We start from the raw sequence: 17,057 nt of genomic DNA, 5'->3' as shown, positions 1-17,057 counted from the left end.
ACGTCTACGGGCCTGAAACGGGAAAAACTGCACGCCTCCTTGCTTGCAGGCAGGCCAAGAGCCATCTATACAGAGATGCGCTGGCGCTCATCGGGAGGATGGCGCCGCAATTGAAGACGACACTGTTGGGGGCAGGTCCCTTGGCCCCAGCAAAAAGGATCGGGACCGGGACATTGAATGCTAAGGCCATGATCTTGAGCGGACGCGGTGTGACTGCGATGCTCGGACCGACCAATACCGGCAAGACCCATTTTGCAATCGAGCGTATGGTGGCGCATTCGAGCGGCGTGATCGGACTGCCGCTGCGGCTGCTTGCGCGCGAAGTTTACGGACGCGTCGTTGAAAAGGTTGGCGTCAATAATGTCGCGCTGATTACCGGCGAAGAGAAGATCAGCCCACCCAAAGCGCGTTTCCAGGTCTGCACCGTCGAGGCCATGCCGCGCGACGCCGATGTTGCCTTTGTTGCAATCGACGAGGTTCAGCTGGCCGGCGACATGGAGCGCGGCCATATCTTCACCGACCGGATCTTGCATTTGCGCGGCCGCGAGGAAACGCTGCTTCTCGGCGCGGCCACCATGAAGCCCATCCTGAAAAGCCTGCTTCCGGGCATTTCCGTGATCGAGCGGCCACGCATGTCGCATCTGCTTTATGCCGGCCAGAAGAAGATCACACGCCTGCCGCGCCGTTCCGCCGTTGTCGCCTTTTCCTCCGACGAGGTCTATGCCATTGCCGAACTGATCCGCCGTCAGCGCGGCGGTGCAGCGGTTGTGCTGGGCGCCCTGTCGCCACGCACCCGCAATGCGCAGGTCGAACTCTATCAGAACGGCGACGTCGAATATCTGGTCGCGACGGACGCCATCGGCATGGGGCTGAACCTTGATGTCGATCATGTGGCCTTTGCCCAGGATCGGAAATTTGATGGCTTTCAGTACCGTCCGCTCAATCCCGGCGAGCTTGCCCAGGTGGCCGGCCGTGCCGGCAGGCATACAAGCGACGGCACTTTCGGCGTGACGGGCAGGGTTGCGCCCTTTGATGATGAACTGGTGGAGCGCATCGAGGCGCATGAATTCGATCCGGTGAAGGTGCTGCAATGGCGCTCGAAAGCGCTGGATTTTGCCTCGCTTGCAGCCCTCAGAAACAGCCTCGATCAGGTGCCGACTGTATCGGGTCTGACGCGGGCATTGCCGGCGGTGGATCAGCGTGCACTGGAATTTCTGACCCGCAATCCCGATATCGTCGCGCGGGCCGATCGCCCGGCGCGGATCGAAAGCCTGTGGGATGCCTGCTCGCTGCCGGATTATCGCCGGATTGCCCCGGCACAGCATGCTGATCTGATTGCTTCGCTTTATCGTGACCTGGTTGATCGCGGGCACGTGGACGAGGATTTTCTGGCGAGCCAGGTCCGCCATGCGGACCGGACGGATGGCGAAATCGACACGCTTTCCGCGCGGATCGCCCAGATCAGAACATGGACTTATGTATCAAATCGACCGGGTTGGCTTGCCGATCCGACACACTGGCAGGAAAAGACACGGAAAATCGAGGATCGGCTGTCGGATGCACTGCATGAAAGGTTGACGAAACGCTTCGTTGACCGCAGGACATCTGTGCTGATGAAGCGCCTGAGAGAGAATGCGATGCTGGAAGCAGAAATAAGCGTAAATGGCGATGTCTTCGTGGAAGGACATCATGTGGGGGAATTGGCGGGATTTCGCTTCAAGGCCGTTTCCGGCGCTGAGGGACCTGACGCCAAGGCTATTGAGGCGGCGGCGCAAAAGGCGCTGGCGCTGGAATTCGAAGCGCGGGCCGCAAGGCTGCATGCCTCGGGCAATGCGGATCTGGCGATTGACGCGTCAGGCAGCCTGCGCTGGCTTGGCGATCCGGTGGCCCGTCTCGTTGCTGGCGATGATATCCTGCGCCCGCGGGTCATTCTGCTGGCGGATGAACAATTGTCGGGGCCTGCCCGTGATCATGCGGTTGCGCGCATCGAGCGCTTCGTCGCTCATCACATCCAGACGGTTCTGAAGCCGCTCGACGAATTGTCCCGGGCGGAAGATATTCAGGGCCTGGCGCGCGGCCTTGCCTTTCAGCTCGTCGAAAATCTCGGTGTCCTGTTCCGTCGCGATGTCGCCAATGAGGTGAAATCGCTGGATCAGGATGCGCGTGCTTCGATGCGGCATTACGGTGTTCGCTTCGGCGCTTATCACGTTTTCATTCCAGCCCTGTTGAAGCCGGCTCCGGCCGAGCTCATCACGCTGCTTTGGGCGCTGAAGAATGACGGTATGGAAAAGCCTGGCTATGGCGAACTTATCCCGGTTCTGGCGGCCGGACGCACCTCCGTCGTCACCGAGCCGTCTTATGAACGCATGTTCTACAAGCTTGCCGGCTTCCGTTTCCTCGGCAAGCGCGCCGTGCGCATTGATATTCTCGAGCGTCTGGCCGACCTCATTCGTCCGCTGACCCAGTGGAAGGCGAGCGATGCCTTGCCGCCGGAAGGTGCTTTTGACGGGCGTCGCTTCGTGACGACACCGGCCATGATGTCGATCCTCGGGGCAACGCCTGACGATATGGAGGAAATCCTCAAGGGGCTTGGCTATCGCGCGGATGTGGCAAATCCGGAAGAGGTCGAAAAGCTGGCGGCGATCCAGGCGGAGCGCGAGGCTGAGACCCAGCAGGCAAAGCCGGCCGGCGTCGCCGTTGAGACCGTCACCAAGCGCCATGCTGCACCGGCTGAAGCGGCGGAAGCCCCCGTAAAGGAAGCCCAGGCTGCTCAGGCCGAGGTTGAGGCAAGCCCCGCCGCTGCAGAAAATGCCGCGCCTGCCGAAACGGCAGAGGCGGATGAGCCTGTGGCTGCAACTGAAACCGCACCGGCAACCGAGGAAAAGCCTGCTGAAGAGCCCAAGCCGGTTCTCTTGTGGCGTCCGGGCGGCGGGCGTTCGCAGAACGAACGCGGCAACCGCCCCGAGCGTGGCCGTGGCCAGCGGCCGCAGGGCCGCAAGGGTGGCCAGCGCGATGGCGAAGCACGCGGCGAGGGCGAGCAGGGTTCGCGTGGCCAGCGTCACGGCAAGGGGCCGAAGCGCGAGCGCCGGGATGATGACCGTCCGCAGCGCAATGAGCGGCCGCAGCGGCGCGAAAAGCCGGTCGATCCGGATTCGCCCTTTGCCAAGCTCGCCGCGCTGAAGGCGCAGATGAAACGCTGACGCGGATGGCGCGGGCAGAGAAGACAGAAATCGAGCGTGCTGGCGGCGAACGCCAGCGCATCGACAAATGGCTGTTTTTCACCCGCATGGTGAAGTCACGCTCGCTGGCGCAAAAGCTGATCGATAGCGGACATGTCAAAGTGAACGGGCAGAAAATTGCCCGTTCCAGTATCGAGATTTCGCCGGGTGACCGTGTCGGGCTGACGCTGGAGCGTCGTGATGTCGTGCTCGTCGTGGTCGCGCCCGGCAACCGGCGCGGCCCCTATGAGGAAGCGCAGCGGCTTTACGAGGACCACAGCCCGCCAGTTCCGAAGCGTGAAAGCCTGACGCCTTTTGAGCAGGCCCAGCGTGTTGCCGGCTCCGGCCGGCCGACGAAGAAGGAGCGGCGTGCGCTCGACCGCCTGACCGGCGAAGATGATCTTTGAGCGGATTTCGCTTTGCCGGCAGCGTCTCCGGCACGGAAAAGGAAAATTCCTGCCCGCGATCGGCCAATCTGTGGAACGAAATGTTCTTGCGGTAGCGCGTCAAAGCCGGTACCTCAGGCCTTGAAGGCAAAGTGTTCCGCCGGTTCTGTCCGGCGCGGAGACGCTTTGCGATTGTGTTGTGGGCGGATGGTCTGTGGAACTGTCCGTCGGGAATTTCTGATCTGGAGCCTTTCATGACGTATGTCGTGACCGACAATTGCATTCGCTGCAAATATACGGATTGTGTCGAAGTCTGCCCGGTGGACTGTTTTTACGAGGGAGAGAACTTCCTCGTCATCAATCCCGATGAATGTATCGATTGCGGCGTCTGTGAACCGGAATGCCCTGCCGAGGCAATCCGGCCGGATACCGAGCCGGGCCTCGATGACTGGCTGAAGCTCAACGCCGAATATTCGACGCAATGGCCGAATATCACCATCAAGCGCGAACCGATGGATGAGGCCACCGAAATGGACGGCGTCGAAAACAAGTTCGAGAAGTTTTTCTCGGACAAGCCCGGCAAGGGCGACTGATAACGGCATCATTCACGTCCTGGCCGAGGGGCGCTGTTTTTTTGGTGCTGATCAGCATTTTGGGGCTTGGCGAATGGCCGCAAATTGGTTAGGTCTCGGCCGATATCGTTATTTTCACCCGTGGCTGCGGTCGCGGGTGCATGTTTCATTGATTCTGCGCCAATCTTGTGCTATACATTTGGAACTGATCCAAAAAACGGCAAATTTTGCCATCCTAGCCAAGAAAGCAATCAAATAAACGTCGATCATTTCCCCCCGGATTATGTGCGGAACGGCTTCTGGCCTGAACACGCGACGCTTTATTATGCACGTTTGGTGGATACAGCAGGCGAGTGACATGACTTGCTCGCCACTGTCGGGTGATTCCGCCCGGCGCCGGCGCCCGCCGGATGCGTAACAGGGAGTTTTTGAAGCATATGACAGTACAACAGAACAAGTCTTCGGGTCGTCACGGTTTCAAGACTGGTGAAGCGATTGTCTACCCGGCCCACGGCGTAGGCACGATCACTGCGATTGAGGAACAGGAAGTGGCGGGCATGAAGCTCGAACTCTTCGTTATCGATTTCGACAAGGACAAGATGCGACTGAAAGTTCCGGTCGCAAAAGCGATGAGCATCGGCATGCGCAAGCTGTCGGAGACGGATTTCGTCGAACGCGCACTGAAGGTTGTGCAGGGCAAGGCCCGCATCAAGCGCACCATGTGGTCGCGCCGCGCCCAGGAATATGATGCCAAGATCAATTCCGGCGATCTGATCTCGATTGCGGAAGTTGTCCGTGACCTTTATCGGGCCGACAATCAGCCTGAGCAGTCCTATTCCGAGCGTCAGCTCTATGAAGCCGCTCTTGATCGCATGGCGCGCGAAATCGCTGCCGTCAACAAGATGTCGGAAACAGAGGCGGTCCGTCTGGTCGAAACGCATCTTGCCAAGTCTCCCAAGCGCGGCAAGGTCAGTGAAGACGATGACGCCCATGAGGAAGCCGCCTGAGCGGTTTCCATTGCATGATCAGTTGTCAAAACCGGCCCTTGCGGCCGGTTTTTTCATGTCCATCTGTCCGATGGCTCCGTCTGTCAAAAAAATACCGTCAGCAGGTGAACCGAATAGCTGTTTTGCGCGTTCTTATTCTCAGGCGATCCACATGCTCAGGACCGCTCACTCAAAATTGAGCATCATCAGGGCGATTTCGATTGCGATGTGGACAAAATGTCGCATGCTGAAAGCAGGGTGGGGAGAAAGGCGGGAAGTTATGGCTAAAAATCAGGATGATCGCAGCCTCGTCGATGCCGCTATGGCGGCACCCTATCTGACACGCGAACAGGAGCAGGATCTGGCGGAACGCTGGCGCAATGACAGTGACCGCGCCGCCCGCAACGATATCGCAATGGCGCATTTGCGCCTCGTCGTTTCCATGGCTGGCCGGTTTCGTGGCTTTGGCCTGCCAAAATCCGATCTTGTCCAGGAAGGTTATGTCGGATTGCTGGAAGCCGTCTCACGTTTCGAACCGGATCGGGGGGTGCGGTTTTCGACCTATGCCACCTGGTGGATCCGCGCGGCGATGCAGGACTATGTGCTGCGCAACTGGTCGATCGTGCGTGGCGGCACCTCTTCGGCGCAGAAAGCGCTGTTCTTCAAGCTCAGGCGGCTGAGAGCCAAGATTGCCGAGCAGAACCGGTCTTTGACCTCTCAGGAAATATATAACGAGATCGCAACGCGTCTCGGCGTCAAGGCTGGTGATGTGCAGAGCATGGATGCGCGGCTGTCGGCGAGCGATTCTTCGCTCCACGCCCCCGTCAACGGCGAGGACGGGGCGAGTGAACGGATGGACTTTCTGGTCTGTTCGGCGCCGCTGCCGGAAGAGCAGGTGGCGGTGATGATTGACGGCGAGCGGATGAGCAGCCGGCTGAAGATCGCCCTGCGGCGGCTTTCTGCGCGTGAGGACCGCATCATCCGGGCGCGAAGGCTGTCTGAAGAGGCAACCACGCTGGAAGCGCTCGGCAGTGAGCTTGGCATTTCCAAGGAGCGGGTGCGCCAGATCGAAACAAGGGCGATCGAGAAGCTGCGCGATGCAATGACCGGCGAGGAGGCCAATATCATGCGTGCCCCGGCTGGTCATGCCTGACCTTGCGGGGCATGACCTTGCGGGGCTGACTGATTTCTGTCAGTTTTGGTGGCGTTGTCTGGTCTGAGGATGGCGTGTCGCACGGGGAGGTGCGACGGCACTATTGGGAGGAGAAGGCGATGTTGCCGCTGGCATGCGCCCATCAAACGCGACGGCTTGTGCTGAGGCGTCCGTCACATGACGATCTGTTTTTTGCGCAGGCGCTTTACGCACGGCCGGAAATGAGGCCGGGCGCCGACGATCTTAATGCCGAGCCGCCGGCGCGGATCGCACGGCGCTTCAGGGGCGAGATCCGGCACTGGCAGGATTACGGTTTCGGCCGTTATCTGCTTGAGCGCGATCATATTCCGGTCGGCTTTGCCGGGCTCACACTGAACGGGCCTGTCGGCGGGCTCAACCTGTCCTATCATCTTCATCCGGATCACTGGGGGCTCGGTCTGGCGCATGAGGCCGTCAGCGCCATTCTTGATGCCGCCGGGGATATTCATGGTGATACACCGGTCGTGGCGGTGGTTCATCCTGAAAATCAGGCATCACTGGGTGTGCTGCGCAAGACAGGTTTCCGCGCCTGCGGAACCGTGCGGCTTGGTGACGCCGACTGGCGCCGCCACATCCGCGGCGACGCATCACAGATGCCATGGCCGGGCATGCCACCGGGTGCGATTGCCGCAAGCGGCCGGGATCGATCCGGGGTTATTCCGAGACGATCTTGACCTTCTGGCCGACCGAAAGCGTGGCCCCGGAGGGCAATGCGTTCAGCACTTTGAAGAGGTCGAGTTTGCGTTCGGTGCCCATCATCATACCGGCGACGGTCTGGACATTATCGCCCGGCTTGACCGTATAGATGCGAATGCGCAGTGGTTTCAGCGCTGCCACTTCCTGTGAACTCAATTTGTGGAAGCTTGTCCTGACGGCATTGGCCGCCGGTTCAAGGGCAGTGCTGTTCTTCGGCGCTGCGGTCAGCAACCGGTAGATATCGGACCCGGAGCGGATGACGGTTACGTCGAACTGCCAGTCGCCGGCAACCGCTTTTGCATTGGCAGCCGGCATGCCGTCGACGGAGGTTGCGGTGACCGAACCGGGCACAAGCCCGGTGACCCAGCCGCTTTTGATATAGTCGGTCAGATCTTCCCGAGAAGGTGCGTTCACGCCGTCAAAACGGATGGCGACATCATTTGGCCCCATGGCGACAACCGCATTGGACTTGTCGACCATGGAAAAACCATCCGGCACCTCGAAGCTGATCCTCAGCTTGGGATGATAGAAGGTCCGGTCGCGGATATAGCCGTCTTCCGGATTGCTGCCGAACAGCATACCGTCGATACCGTCAAGATAGTAGTCTTGGCCCTTTTCGAAATTGCCGGTGGCGGCATAATCGCGGGCATGGCTTTCCGCAAGGTCGATGCGGCGCGGCGTGCTCGGGTGGCTGGACAGAAAGTCGACCTGCGGACCATTATCGTTATGGTCGGCCTCATAGTTGGAAAAGGCCTCCATGGAGCGCAGGAAGCGGGCTGCAGCGAAGGGATCGTAACCGGCTTCGGCCAGCATGCGAATGCCGATGGCATCGGCTTCGAGCTCCTGCTGACGGGAGAAGGCGGCAAGCCGCAGCTTGCCACGCGCCAGCACATCCTCATTCTTCGGATCATTCGGCAGAACTTCGGAGACAACGCGGTTGGCAATCGCCTCGGCCTCCTCACGGCGCTGCCGTTCAATACCGTGATTGGCGGTAACATGGGCCATTTCATGTGACAGCACGGCGGCCAGTTCCGAGGCGTCATTGGCAAGCGCCAGCAGGCCGCGAGTGACATAAAGATAGCCACCGGGCAGTGCAAAGGCATTGATCGTTGGCGAATTCAGGATCGTGATGCGATAGGTCTGCTGCGGATTTTCCGAAACTGCTGTCAGACCGCCGGCGATCCGCGCAACCAGGCGCTCGACCTTCGCATCGCGATATTCACCGCCATAGGTTTCGAGAATGTGAGGATGCTGACGCGCGCCCATGGCCGCGTTCGGATCCTTGCGTGACAAGGCTTCCACGGTCTGGCTGCTGGCGCCATTCGGGCCAGCTAGGATGAAGTGGCTGCTATCGGTCTGACAGGCGGCCAGCGTCAGAGCCGAGGCTATCGCCACAGCCGCGCGCCAATGACGCCGCATTTTGCCTGCGAATACTCTCCGGAGCATGGAACTCCCTGTCTCAATCATCCAATGTGCCCGCTGACGCTGAACCCTTTGAACGGAACGCTGGTGTTGCCGCAACGTTCCCGATTTTGGTTTCGCTCAAGATTCCTTGCTGAAATGGGTTGAGGATTTCTCAACACCGGCGAGAAAACGACCATTTTCAACAATGATGCGGCTTTCAGCAATCGCATTCATCTCGTCAGGTTCATGGGAAACCATGATCACGGTATTGCCGGTTTCTTGGTGGAGTTCAAGTAGCAGCCTTACCATTTCTGCGCGCATTTCGGGGTCAAGCGCTGCAAAAGGCTCATCCAGCAGAAGAATTGGCCGTTGGCGTACCAATGCCCGGGCAAAGGCAACGCGCTGGCGTTCGCCACCCGAAAGCGTGGCAGGCATGCGCTTGGCGAAGCCGTCAAGCCCAACCCGGACAAGCGCTTTTGCGATGCGCTGCCGGTCTTCGGGCAAGAGCCGCATTGTTGCCGAAATGCCAAGCGCGACATTGGTAAAGATGTCGAGATGGCTGAAGAGATTGTTTTCCTGAAAGACCAGGGTGAGCGGACGTTTCGAGACATGAAGACCTGTTATGTCCTGCCCGCCGATCATCACTTTTCCGGCATCGGGCATGGCAAAACCGGCAATCAGGTTGATCAGCGTCGACTTTCCGGCGCCGGACCGGCCGGTAACGGCGGTGATGGTGCCGGCATTGATGGTTCCGTCAAAATGGAACCGCGCCGCGCCAAGGGAAAGCTCAACGCCATCAAGCGTGAGATTTGCGTCCATGTCCTGTCTCCCCTCAGTGTGGATGCGTTTCGCCGCGCCGCGTGCCAAAGCTCATCAGCAGCAGGCAGATGAGGCCGAGAATAAGCGCAAGCCCTGCCGCATCTGCCGTGCGGTAGCTGCCAAGCCGGCTATAAAGCAGATAGGGCAATGTCGTAAGTCCGTTGCCCCCGAAAAGCGCTATCGCGCCGAGATCGCCAAGCGACAGCGCCATGGCAAAGGCTGTTGCCGTTGCAGCGCTGCGTGAGAGGCCCGGCCAGTCGACGATGCGCAGCCGGGCAAAACCGGTCAGGCCAAGACTTGCGGCAAGGCGGGCCGTGCGCATCCTGTGGGTTCTGACGGCCGGTGACAGAACGCGCAGCACGAAGGGAAGCGCCATCAGAACATTGATGGCGACGACGATCACAGGGGCTGCGAAATCCGTCAGGCCGAAGGGGCGCAGAACGAGAAACCAGCCGGTGCCGAGGACGACGGGCGGCACCAGCAGCACCAGCGAGCCGGTGGATGATGCGAGAGCTGATAACAGCCGGGCGGCGGGACCGGGCTTTTGATGTTCGCAAACAGCCCCCTGAAGCGTGATGAAAGCAAGGGCCAGCATGAGGCAGAGGAAGGCGGCGGAAAAGGAAATGGCGAGGCTTGTCGAAAGCGCCTTCCAGAAGATCGGCTCACGGATGATGCGGAAAAGGTCGGCCTGAAGTCCGTTGATGATGATCATGGCCAGCGGCAGCAGCAGGAAAGCGGAAAACAGGATGATCAGTGCGCTGTCGGCCTGCTTCAGGTGCCGGTTGTCGCCATCGGGCCGAAAGCTTTTATGGCCCGCCGTGGCGCCGGGATCGCCGGCCCGGGGCAGGCTTGCAAGCGCAAGCAGGACGCCGCCGGTCACCAGGATCTGCAGCCCCGACAGGGCAACGGCGCGGGCAGGATCGAAATCGAAGCGCAGCGCCTGGTAGATTGCCACTTCCAGCGTGGTTGCCGCCGGGCCGCCGCCGAGAATCAGCACCAGCGTGAACGAGGTGGCGCAGAGCATGAAGATCAGTCCGGCAATGCCGGGAATGAGCGGGCGGATAACAGGCCATTCGATGAAGCGAAAGACGGAGCGGCCGGGCATATCCAGCATGGCGGCCTGCTTGAAATATTCCGGCGGGATCCGTTCCAGCCCGGCGAGAAACAATCGCGCCGCCAGCGGCAGGTTGAAATAGACATGCGCCAGCAAGATGCCGAAAAGGCCATAAATGCCAAGCGGGCGGCCAAGGCCGGCCCAGTCGGCAATGTCGTTGAAAAGCCCCTGCCTGCCCCAGATCCCGATCAGTCCCAGCGCGCCGATCAATACCGGAAGTCCGAGCGGCACGGCCATCAGCCGTATCACCCAGAGCCTGCCGGGAAAGGATGGGCGGCGCGCAAGCGCGCGCGCCAGCGGGATCGCCAGCATGACTGAGAACAGCGTTGAAAGGCTTGCCTGCCAAAGCGTGAAGCGCAGGATGCGCCAGACATAGGCATCGGCGAAAATACGCCTCGCCGCATCCGAAGCGCCAAACCCCGCCAGGGCAAGGACAGCGACCGCGATGAAACCGGCAACGGCCAGAAAGGCCAGAAGACCGGTTGTCATCGCGCTGCGATATTCGCCTTTTGTAAGAAAGCCGTTCAGTGTGGCCGTCCTTTGCTTATCTGGCGCTCATGGCGTCGAGCCATTCATCGATCCAGGCCTTGCGCTTGTCGGCAACCGTTTCCGGCGGGAAGGACAGTGTTTTATCCGGTGTCACGACATTGCCGAAGGCCGCCGGCAATGGCGTCGAGGTCGTGGCAGCGGGCAGCATCCAGTTGGTGGTCGGGATGACATCCTGAAAGGCCGGTGAGATCATGAAGGCGAGAAAATCCTTTGCCAGTTCCGGATCATGGGCCATGGCGGTGCGGGCTGCCACCTCAACCTGGATGTAAAGACCGTCGCTGATATTGGCGGCCTTGTAGCGCTCGGAACTTTCCTCGATTTCGTGATAGGTCGGCGAGGTGGTGTAGGAAAGCACCATGGGGGCCTCACCGCCGGTAAACAGCCCGTAGGCCTCCGACCAGCCGGGCGTGACCGTCAACACGCGATCCTTCATGGTCTTCCAGGCATCGCTGGCACCGTCGCCATAGACCGATTTGAACCAGAGCAGCATGCCAAGACCGGGCGTCGAGGTGCGCGGATCCTCGATGACGATCTTCTGGCTCTTGTCGCCATGGACGAGATCATCAAGGCTTTTCGGCGGTTCGGACATGGCTTCGCTGTCATAGACGACATCGAAATAGCCGTAATCGAAGGGCACAAAAGTGTCGTCAGAAAAGCCTCCGGGAATATTGACGGCGCCGGTGTCGATGTCAGCCGGGGCGAACAGGCCGGTGGCGCGGGCTTCGGCAATCAGATTATTGTCGAGGCCGAGCACGATATCGGCGGGGCTCGACTTGCCCTCCAGCTTCAGCTTGTTCAAAAGCGCGACGCCGTCCTCGGCACTGACGAATTTCAGCGTGCAGCCGCATGTCGATTCAAAGGCTTTCTTGATTTCCGGGCCCGGGCCCCATTCGCTATTGAAGCTTTCATAGGTATAGACAGTCAGTACCTTGTCAGCGGCAAAGCCGGTGCTGGCCGCAGAAAAGGCGGCAAGGGCTGACAGGGTTGCAAGACTTATCGAAATCATTTTCGGCATGACGCCATCTCCTCTTGATTCTGTGTTGGAAGGGGAAAAGGGCGTCTGTTGCGACACGCGTCTAATCCCTCCGCCGGTCTTAACCGGATCAGGTTCCTCGGGTTGGCGCAAAAGCCTCTCAGCAGCAGGATGGATCTCCATCCGCAGCACCCCGTTAGAGCAGGCTCAGGAGTATCCCGGTCATTTCGCTATTGCAAGGGGGCTTTCATGACGAGAAGATTTGAAACATCGGGCCGAAATGACTACGTTCAGGCCTCACCGCGCAAAATGATGCGGTGAACCCGCCGTCGCATCGTTCGGCAAGGCCGTTTCAGGCTTTCAGCGATGCGCGATATTTGAGGAAAGAGGAATACCGCGCCAGAGCTGAAGGAGCCACGGGCGGTGTTCAGGTCGTCATGCGCAGGATGTGTGTCGGCTCGTCCTAGAGCGCCCGGTGTCTGACATTGCGAGACCGAAGCGCTGTGACACTCTTTATTTGCGCGATCGTTCCAGCGGCGGGGCTTGCAACGCCCGCCTGTCGATGCGTGAGTGACCAACAGGAAGGAGCACATCAATGGCAGAAGCAAAGAGCGGGGATACGGTGCGTATCCATTATGTCGGAACGCTGAATGACGGTTCGACCTTTGATTCATCGGAAGGTCGCGAGCCGCTTGAATTCACCATCGGGGCCGGTCAGATCATTCCGGGGCTTGACCGGGAAATCTCCGGCATGGTTGTCGGCGACAGCCGCACGGTGACGGTCGTCTCGGTTGAGGCCTATGGCCCGCATGATCCGGCCAAGGTTCAGTCGGTGCCGCGTTCGGCCATGCCGGAAGGCGTTCCGGTCGAGCCGGGCCTCAGGCTCCAGGCCCGCACGCCGAATGGCGAAATGCTGCCGCTGGTCGTCACCGCCGTCGATGCCGAACAGGTCACGGTTGACGCCAACCATCCGCTTGCCGGCCAGGATCTGACCTTCAAGGTCGATCTGGTGGAAATCGTCAAGGCTGCCTAAGGGGCTGCCTGAGGGGCTGCCCGGCATCATGTCAAAAGGGCGTCGCGATTGCGACGCCCTTTTGGTTTACGTTGCTGAAAGGCCGAGTGAGCGTGAGAACTGGTAGATCCATGTCTCGGTCAGCGGCTGATCGTCCATCGACAGGAAGACCCTGAGTTCGCTCAGCTGATCTGGCGGCAGTTCGAGATCGAAGATTGCTCGCCAGATATTGCCATCTGGCACCGGTTCGCAAAAAGCGCGGATGACCGTGCCGGCGCTGGTGGTGACATTGACCTTTGGAAAAACGCCATAGGGAATGGTTTGCATCACGGATGGCCGGTCGAAGGACAGCGCGAAGCGATAGACATTTTCCGGGCGCGGCTTGCCGGGTTCGCCACCAAGGCCGATGCGGGTGGAAATCGTCTGGGCGATGTTTTCCGCCGGATAGGGTTCATTGTTCTGCCAGAAGAGCCGGTAATGCAGCTGGTAGCTATTGCCGCGTCGTGCCGGTTCATCCGGGACCCAGAAGGCACCGATATTGTCGTGGATCTCGTCATCGGTTGGTATTTCGAGCAGTTGTACTGCGCCCTTGCCGAGTGGCGCCAGCGGTTCGACCCACAGGCTCGGACGGCGGTCATACATGACACCATCCTGGTAATGGTCGAAATTGCGGTCGCGTTGCAAAAGGCCGAAGCCGCGCGGATTGTCATCTGAAAAGGCCGAGACACGCAATTCCGGCGGGTTGTTGAGCGGCCGCCACAGACGCTCGCCGGCGCCGGTCCACATGGCAAGGCCATCGGAATCATGGACCTCCGGGCGCCAGTCGCGCATGCGCTCGCGGCCATATTCGCCATACCAGAACATCGAGGTCAGCGGCATGAGGCCGAGCCGCTCGATATCCTCGCGCAGAAACAGCGTGGCCTCGATCTCCATGTCGACGCCTTTGGTGCGATCAGTGCCGCGGCGAATGGAAAAACGGTAGGCGCCGGTAATGCTCGGACCATCCAGAAGGGCGCAAATCGTCACGGGCTGGTCGGGATCCGTGGTTTCGGCGATGTAGAATTCGGTAAAGTCGGGAAATTCTTCCGCCTTGTCTGGCACGGCGGCATTGATGACAACGCCGCGGGCGGAAAGCCCATATTGTCCGTCAGCACCGATGGCGCGGAAATAGGATGCGCCAAGAAAGGCGATCCAGTCCTGCCTTCGCCAGTCATCTGCGCCCTTCCATTCCTGCAGGCGGAAACCGGCATAGCCGCTGTCGGCGGGCAGCTTGCGCGCCGGGCTGTCATCCGGCATGTCGAACATGGACGGGTCATAGCTAACCTCAGATGCAACACCGTCCTCGACGAGAAACATCTTTACGCTCTTGGTGAAATAGCGTCCCAGGTGAAAGAATTCCAAGGGATAGGCGCCGTCAGGGCCGGTGTTGGCCTGACCGGAAAAGGGCGCCCTGTCGGTCTTGAACCTGATCTTGCCATGCTGCTCATAATCAATGGCCTGAACGACGTCGGGCATGGGCTGGTAGGGCGGCACATAGGAAGCGTTGGCAAGCGCGCGGGCCCGCTCAATCAGGAGTTGGTAGGAAAAGGCCTGCTGGCGCAGCTGATCTGCACGTGCTGCGCGCAGAGATGCGGGCAGAAGTGCGAATCCGGTCAGAAGAGCGGTATTTTTCAGCAGGTTACGGCGCCGGATGGACATGTGCCAGGACTTTCCTTTGTGCGTGCGCGGTGTCGATATCGGCGCTGCCTATATACCTTTCATTGGCCGAAACAAGAGCAATTCTGGGGTGAAATCGCGATCAGGACCGTGATTTCCGGCGATGACGTTGGTGGCGCGTGCGCTGCGCATTTCCAGCCGTGAAAAAAATCTGTCAGAAACTTCATTTTTGATTATTGCACCTTTGCTTTGGTGCATATGAGGCCGATTGCGGTGAAGCTTCACATCTTGTGCCGGCCTGTCTGAACGCGAATATGCTGCCGGCGGGCCAATGACTGGGGTGGCGCGAATTCTGGTGATTTACGAGTCAGTTAGCCTTGTGTTGCAATGCCGAAAAGCCAATACCAGATTTTGTCAACGAATCAGCTGGTATCGGAAATTTTGCCATTGTTTCGCCGAAAGTTTCCATTTTGTTAATGAGGATGATCGGGCGCGCCGGCCGGTCGTTTCACGCGCCGGTCTGCGGCGAAAGATTTTGGGTGCTATTCGAACGGAATAGTTGAAAAAAAAAGGGTTTCAAATAAAACGTAGGAACCTTGTTCAGTCAGTAGCGTTTAGCGAATGAATGAGATGGTTTGCCATCGGTGCTGGAAGCGTGCCTGTCCGTGAAAAAATACGGGTGGCAACGGCATGACAACCGGTGAAAACGATCATTTGCCACGCAGCGAGCGTTCAGCAAGGCCTTCACTTTATTGATTGTTCCGGATTGTAGATGAAAAGAAGAACTTTCCTCGCCCAGACGGCAATGGGTGCCCTCGCCGTGTCTTCTCTGGCCGGCCCGGTCCTGGCCGACGGCGATCAGGCAGCTGTTGAGGCGTCTCAGCCGGTCGCGCAGCCAAAGCCGGCCATGCCGACGCTTTCGGATAATGCTACCCCCTTTTCCTTCGACGGCCTGACACAGTTGATGAAGGAAAAGGCAGGGGAACCCTATGTCGAACCGAAGCAGACGAGTGCCGGTCCCTTCGACGATCTGAGCTATGACGAGTTCCGCGCCATCCGCTACGATCCGAACAAGGCAATCTGGCGGGATCGGTCCGATTTTCAGATGAATGTCTTTCCGCTGGGTTGGCTCTACAAGAACCCTGTCGGTCTTTATGAGATTGCCGGCGGCAAGGCGCGGCAATTTGAGTTTACAGCCGATGACTTTATCTATCAGCCGCCGCTGGACGCTTCGCGTTTTGCCGGTGCCGAGCTTCCCGGTGTTGCCGGTTTTCGCCTGAATTATCCGCTCAATCGCAAGGATGTCAGCGATGAACTGATTTCCTTTCTCGGGGCTTCCTATTTCCGTGCACTTGGCAAGGGTTCTCTCTACGGTCTTTCGGCGCGTGGTCTTGCGGTCAATACCGCGACGAATGCCGGTGAAGAATTCCCGATGTTCACGGATTTCTACATTCAGCGGCCGCAGCCGGATGACGAATCGATCACGGTGTTTGCGGCACTCGATTCCAAGAGTGTCACGGGAGCCTATCGTTTTGTCATCACGCCCGGCATGAATACGCGGATGGAGGTGTCCGCGCGGCTGTTCTTCCGCGCCGACATCAATCGGCTCGGAATTGCGCCGATGACGTCGATGTATCTGTTCGGGCCGGCCAATCATCATGCCTTTGATGATTATCGCGAACGGGTTCATGACAGCGAAGGGCTGAAGATCATCCGTTCCGACCGGACAGAGGTCTGGCGCAGCCTGGAAAATCCGAAGAAGCTGGCCAATTCCTATCTCGGCGAGACGAGCCCGCGGGCTTTCGGGCTTTATCAGCGTCACCGTAGTTTCGATGACTATCAGGATGCCGAAGCCCATTACGAGCGCCGGCCCTCGCTCTTGGTCGAACCCCTGAGTGACTGGGGCGACGGCACCGTGTCGCTGGTGGAAATTCCCACCGCGCTTGAGATCAACGATAATATTGTCTGTTTCTGGCAACCAAAGGCGCCGGCAAAGGCCGGTGGCTCGGCCAGCTACGACTATCGCCTGACCTGGGGCTCAATCGAGGAAGATCAGACAAGGCTTGCCCGTGTCGTCGAGCTGCGCAGCGGCGAAGGCGGTGTCTCGGGCAATGAAAATGACGACGGCACGCGTAAGTTTGTCGTCGATTTTGCCGGAGGCTCGCTTGCCGACCTGCCGGCGGGGACCGAAGTCAAGGCGCATGTCACAGCCACCAATGCCGAAATTGTGCACAGCACGGTGTCGCAGGTCAACGGGCAGGGTGTCTGGCGGCTGGCGATCGACTTGAAGCCTGACGGTGACAAGCCGGTCGAGCTTGTCGGTTCGCTGAATGACGGCGCGCAGGATCTGAGTGAAATTTGGCTCTACCAGTGGAGAGTTGGCGATGAAAAACCGAATTGACAGTGAAACCGGGCTTGGCGGGATGAGCCGCTTTTTGCCGTCTGCAGCGCCGTTGCCGATGCCTGAGCAGGTTTTGGAA

At 59.4% G+C, this 17,057-nt stretch carries 13 protein-coding genes and 1 riboswitch; of the genes, 8 read left to right on the top strand and 5 right to left on the bottom strand.

Annotated features, from left to right (window positions below; genetic code table 11):
- Nucleotides 1-188 precede the first annotated feature (188 nt).
- From FJU08_RS05950 to FJU08_RS05925, 6 genes are all read left to right on the top strand, one after another.
- A complete protein-coding gene (locus FJU08_RS05950) occupies nucleotides 189-3,200 on the top strand; it encodes a helicase-related protein (RefSeq protein ID WP_181409767.1) in 3,012 nt (1,003 codons plus the stop codon).
- 5 nt (nucleotides 3,201-3,205) lie between these two features.
- Entirely contained in the window at nucleotides 3,206-3,625 is a 420-nt protein-coding gene (locus FJU08_RS05945; RefSeq protein WP_141148039.1) for an RNA-binding S4 domain-containing protein, read from the top strand.
- Between the two features lie 233 nt (nucleotides 3,626-3,858).
- A complete protein-coding gene (gene fdxA, locus FJU08_RS05940; protein ID WP_141148038.1) occupies nucleotides 3,859-4,197 on the top strand; it encodes a ferredoxin FdxA in 339 nt (112 codons plus the stop codon).
- Between the two features lie 416 nt (nucleotides 4,198-4,613).
- The gene (locus FJU08_RS05935; protein WP_141148037.1) at nucleotides 4,614-5,183 is read left to right on the top strand and encodes a CarD family transcriptional regulator; all 570 of its coding nucleotides are present in this window, start codon (nucleotides 4,614-4,616) and stop codon (nucleotides 5,181-5,183) included.
- A 259-nt stretch (nucleotides 5,184-5,442) separates the two neighbouring features.
- Complete coding sequence (locus FJU08_RS05930; protein WP_141148036.1) at nucleotides 5,443-6,315, top strand: RNA polymerase factor sigma-32; 873 nt, start codon at nucleotides 5,443-5,445, stop codon at nucleotides 6,313-6,315.
- Nucleotides 6,316-6,434: 119 nt separating this feature from the next.
- Nucleotides 6,435-7,028 carry a GNAT family N-acetyltransferase gene (locus FJU08_RS05925; RefSeq protein WP_141148035.1) on the top strand — a complete coding sequence of 198 codons (594 nt, stop codon included), beginning with the start codon at nucleotides 6,435-6,437 and terminating at the stop codon, nucleotides 7,026-7,028.
- Here FJU08_RS05925 and FJU08_RS05920 read toward each other — a convergent pair.
- The 4 genes from FJU08_RS05920 to thiB form a co-directional block, all read right to left on the bottom strand.
- Nucleotides 7,009-8,496: a M48 family metalloprotease gene (locus FJU08_RS05920; RefSeq protein WP_235890588.1), complete on the bottom strand. Its 1,488-nt coding sequence runs from the start codon at nucleotides 8,494-8,496 to the stop codon at nucleotides 7,009-7,011. The two genes, FJU08_RS05925 and FJU08_RS05920, sit on opposite strands and share 20 nt — an antisense overlap.
- A gap of 96 nt (nucleotides 8,497-8,592) precedes the next feature.
- Nucleotides 8,593-9,273 carry a thiamine ABC transporter ATP-binding protein gene (locus FJU08_RS05915; RefSeq protein WP_141148033.1) on the bottom strand — a complete coding sequence of 227 codons (681 nt, stop codon included), beginning with the start codon at nucleotides 9,271-9,273 and terminating at the stop codon, nucleotides 8,593-8,595.
- Between the two features lie 13 nt (nucleotides 9,274-9,286).
- Nucleotides 9,287-10,876, bottom strand: coding sequence for a thiamine/thiamine pyrophosphate ABC transporter permease (gene thiP / locus FJU08_RS05910; protein ID WP_141148032.1), 1,590 nt, complete (start codon nucleotides 10,874-10,876; stop codon nucleotides 9,287-9,289).
- 55 nt (nucleotides 10,877-10,931) lie between these two features.
- Entirely contained in the window at nucleotides 10,932-11,951 is a 1,020-nt protein-coding gene (gene thiB, locus FJU08_RS05905) for a thiamine ABC transporter substrate binding subunit (RefSeq protein WP_181409760.1), read from the bottom strand.
- 48 nt (nucleotides 11,952-11,999) lie between these two features.
- Nucleotides 12,000-12,115, bottom strand: a riboswitch (TPP riboswitch).
- Nucleotides 12,116-12,504: 389 nt separating this feature from the next.
- Here thiB and FJU08_RS05900 point away from each other — a divergent pair.
- Entirely contained in the window at nucleotides 12,505-12,942 is a 438-nt protein-coding gene (locus tag FJU08_RS05900) for an FKBP-type peptidyl-prolyl cis-trans isomerase (protein ID WP_141148031.1), read from the top strand.
- A 66-nt stretch (nucleotides 12,943-13,008) separates the two neighbouring features.
- Here FJU08_RS05900 and FJU08_RS05895 read toward each other — a convergent pair whose 3' ends face one another.
- Nucleotides 13,009-14,619, bottom strand: coding sequence for an OpgD/OpgG family glucan biosynthesis protein (locus FJU08_RS05895; protein ID WP_141148030.1), 1,611 nt, complete (start codon nucleotides 14,617-14,619; stop codon nucleotides 13,009-13,011).
- Nucleotides 14,620-15,349: 730 nt separating this feature from the next.
- Between FJU08_RS05895 and FJU08_RS05890 the strand changes: the two genes are divergently transcribed.
- The gene (locus FJU08_RS05890) at nucleotides 15,350-16,978 is read left to right on the top strand and encodes an OpgD/OpgG family glucan biosynthesis protein (RefSeq protein WP_141148029.1); all 1,629 of its coding nucleotides are present in this window, start codon (nucleotides 15,350-15,352) and stop codon (nucleotides 16,976-16,978) included.
- The last annotated feature ends 79 nt before the right edge of the window (nucleotides 16,979-17,057 follow it).

The organism is Martelella alba (assembly GCF_006516955.1).
Classification (GTDB): domain Bacteria; phylum Pseudomonadota; class Alphaproteobacteria; order Rhizobiales; family Rhizobiaceae; genus Martelella; species Martelella alba.
Note: the sequence above shows the minus strand (reverse complement) of the source record. Positions and strands in the feature narration are given on the sequence as shown.

Coding starts and splice junctions, on each gene's coding strand:
- FJU08_RS05890 (WP_141148029.1), top strand. CDS start 15,350: ATGAAAAGAAGAACTTTCCTCGCCCAGACGGCAATGGGTGCCCTCGCC.
- fdxA (WP_141148038.1), top strand. CDS start 3,859: ATGACGTATGTCGTGACCGACAATTGCATTCGCTGCAAATATACGGAT.
- FJU08_RS05950 (WP_181409767.1), top strand. CDS start 189: ATGATCTTGAGCGGACGCGGTGTGACTGCGATGCTCGGACCGACCAAT.
- thiB (WP_181409760.1), bottom strand. CDS start 11,951: ATGCCGAAAATGATTTCGATAAGTCTTGCAACCCTGTCAGCCCTTGCC.
- FJU08_RS05920 (WP_235890588.1), bottom strand. CDS start 8,496: ATGCTCCGGAGAGTATTCGCAGGCAAAATGCGGCGTCATTGGCGCGCG.
- FJU08_RS05915 (WP_141148033.1), bottom strand. CDS start 9,273: ATGGACGCAAATCTCACGCTTGATGGCGTTGAGCTTTCCCTTGGCGCG.
- FJU08_RS05925 (WP_141148035.1), top strand. CDS start 6,435: ATGTTGCCGCTGGCATGCGCCCATCAAACGCGACGGCTTGTGCTGAGG.
- FJU08_RS05895 (WP_141148030.1), bottom strand. CDS start 14,619: ATGTCCATCCGGCGCCGTAACCTGCTGAAAAATACCGCTCTTCTGACC.
- FJU08_RS05945 (WP_141148039.1), top strand. CDS start 3,206: ATGGCGCGGGCAGAGAAGACAGAAATCGAGCGTGCTGGCGGCGAACGC.
- FJU08_RS05900 (WP_141148031.1), top strand. CDS start 12,505: ATGGCAGAAGCAAAGAGCGGGGATACGGTGCGTATCCATTATGTCGGA.
- FJU08_RS05935 (WP_141148037.1), top strand. CDS start 4,614: ATGACAGTACAACAGAACAAGTCTTCGGGTCGTCACGGTTTCAAGACT.
- thiP (WP_141148032.1), bottom strand. CDS start 10,876: ATGACAACCGGTCTTCTGGCCTTTCTGGCCGTTGCCGGTTTCATCGCG.
- FJU08_RS05930 (WP_141148036.1), top strand. CDS start 5,443: ATGGCTAAAAATCAGGATGATCGCAGCCTCGTCGATGCCGCTATGGCG.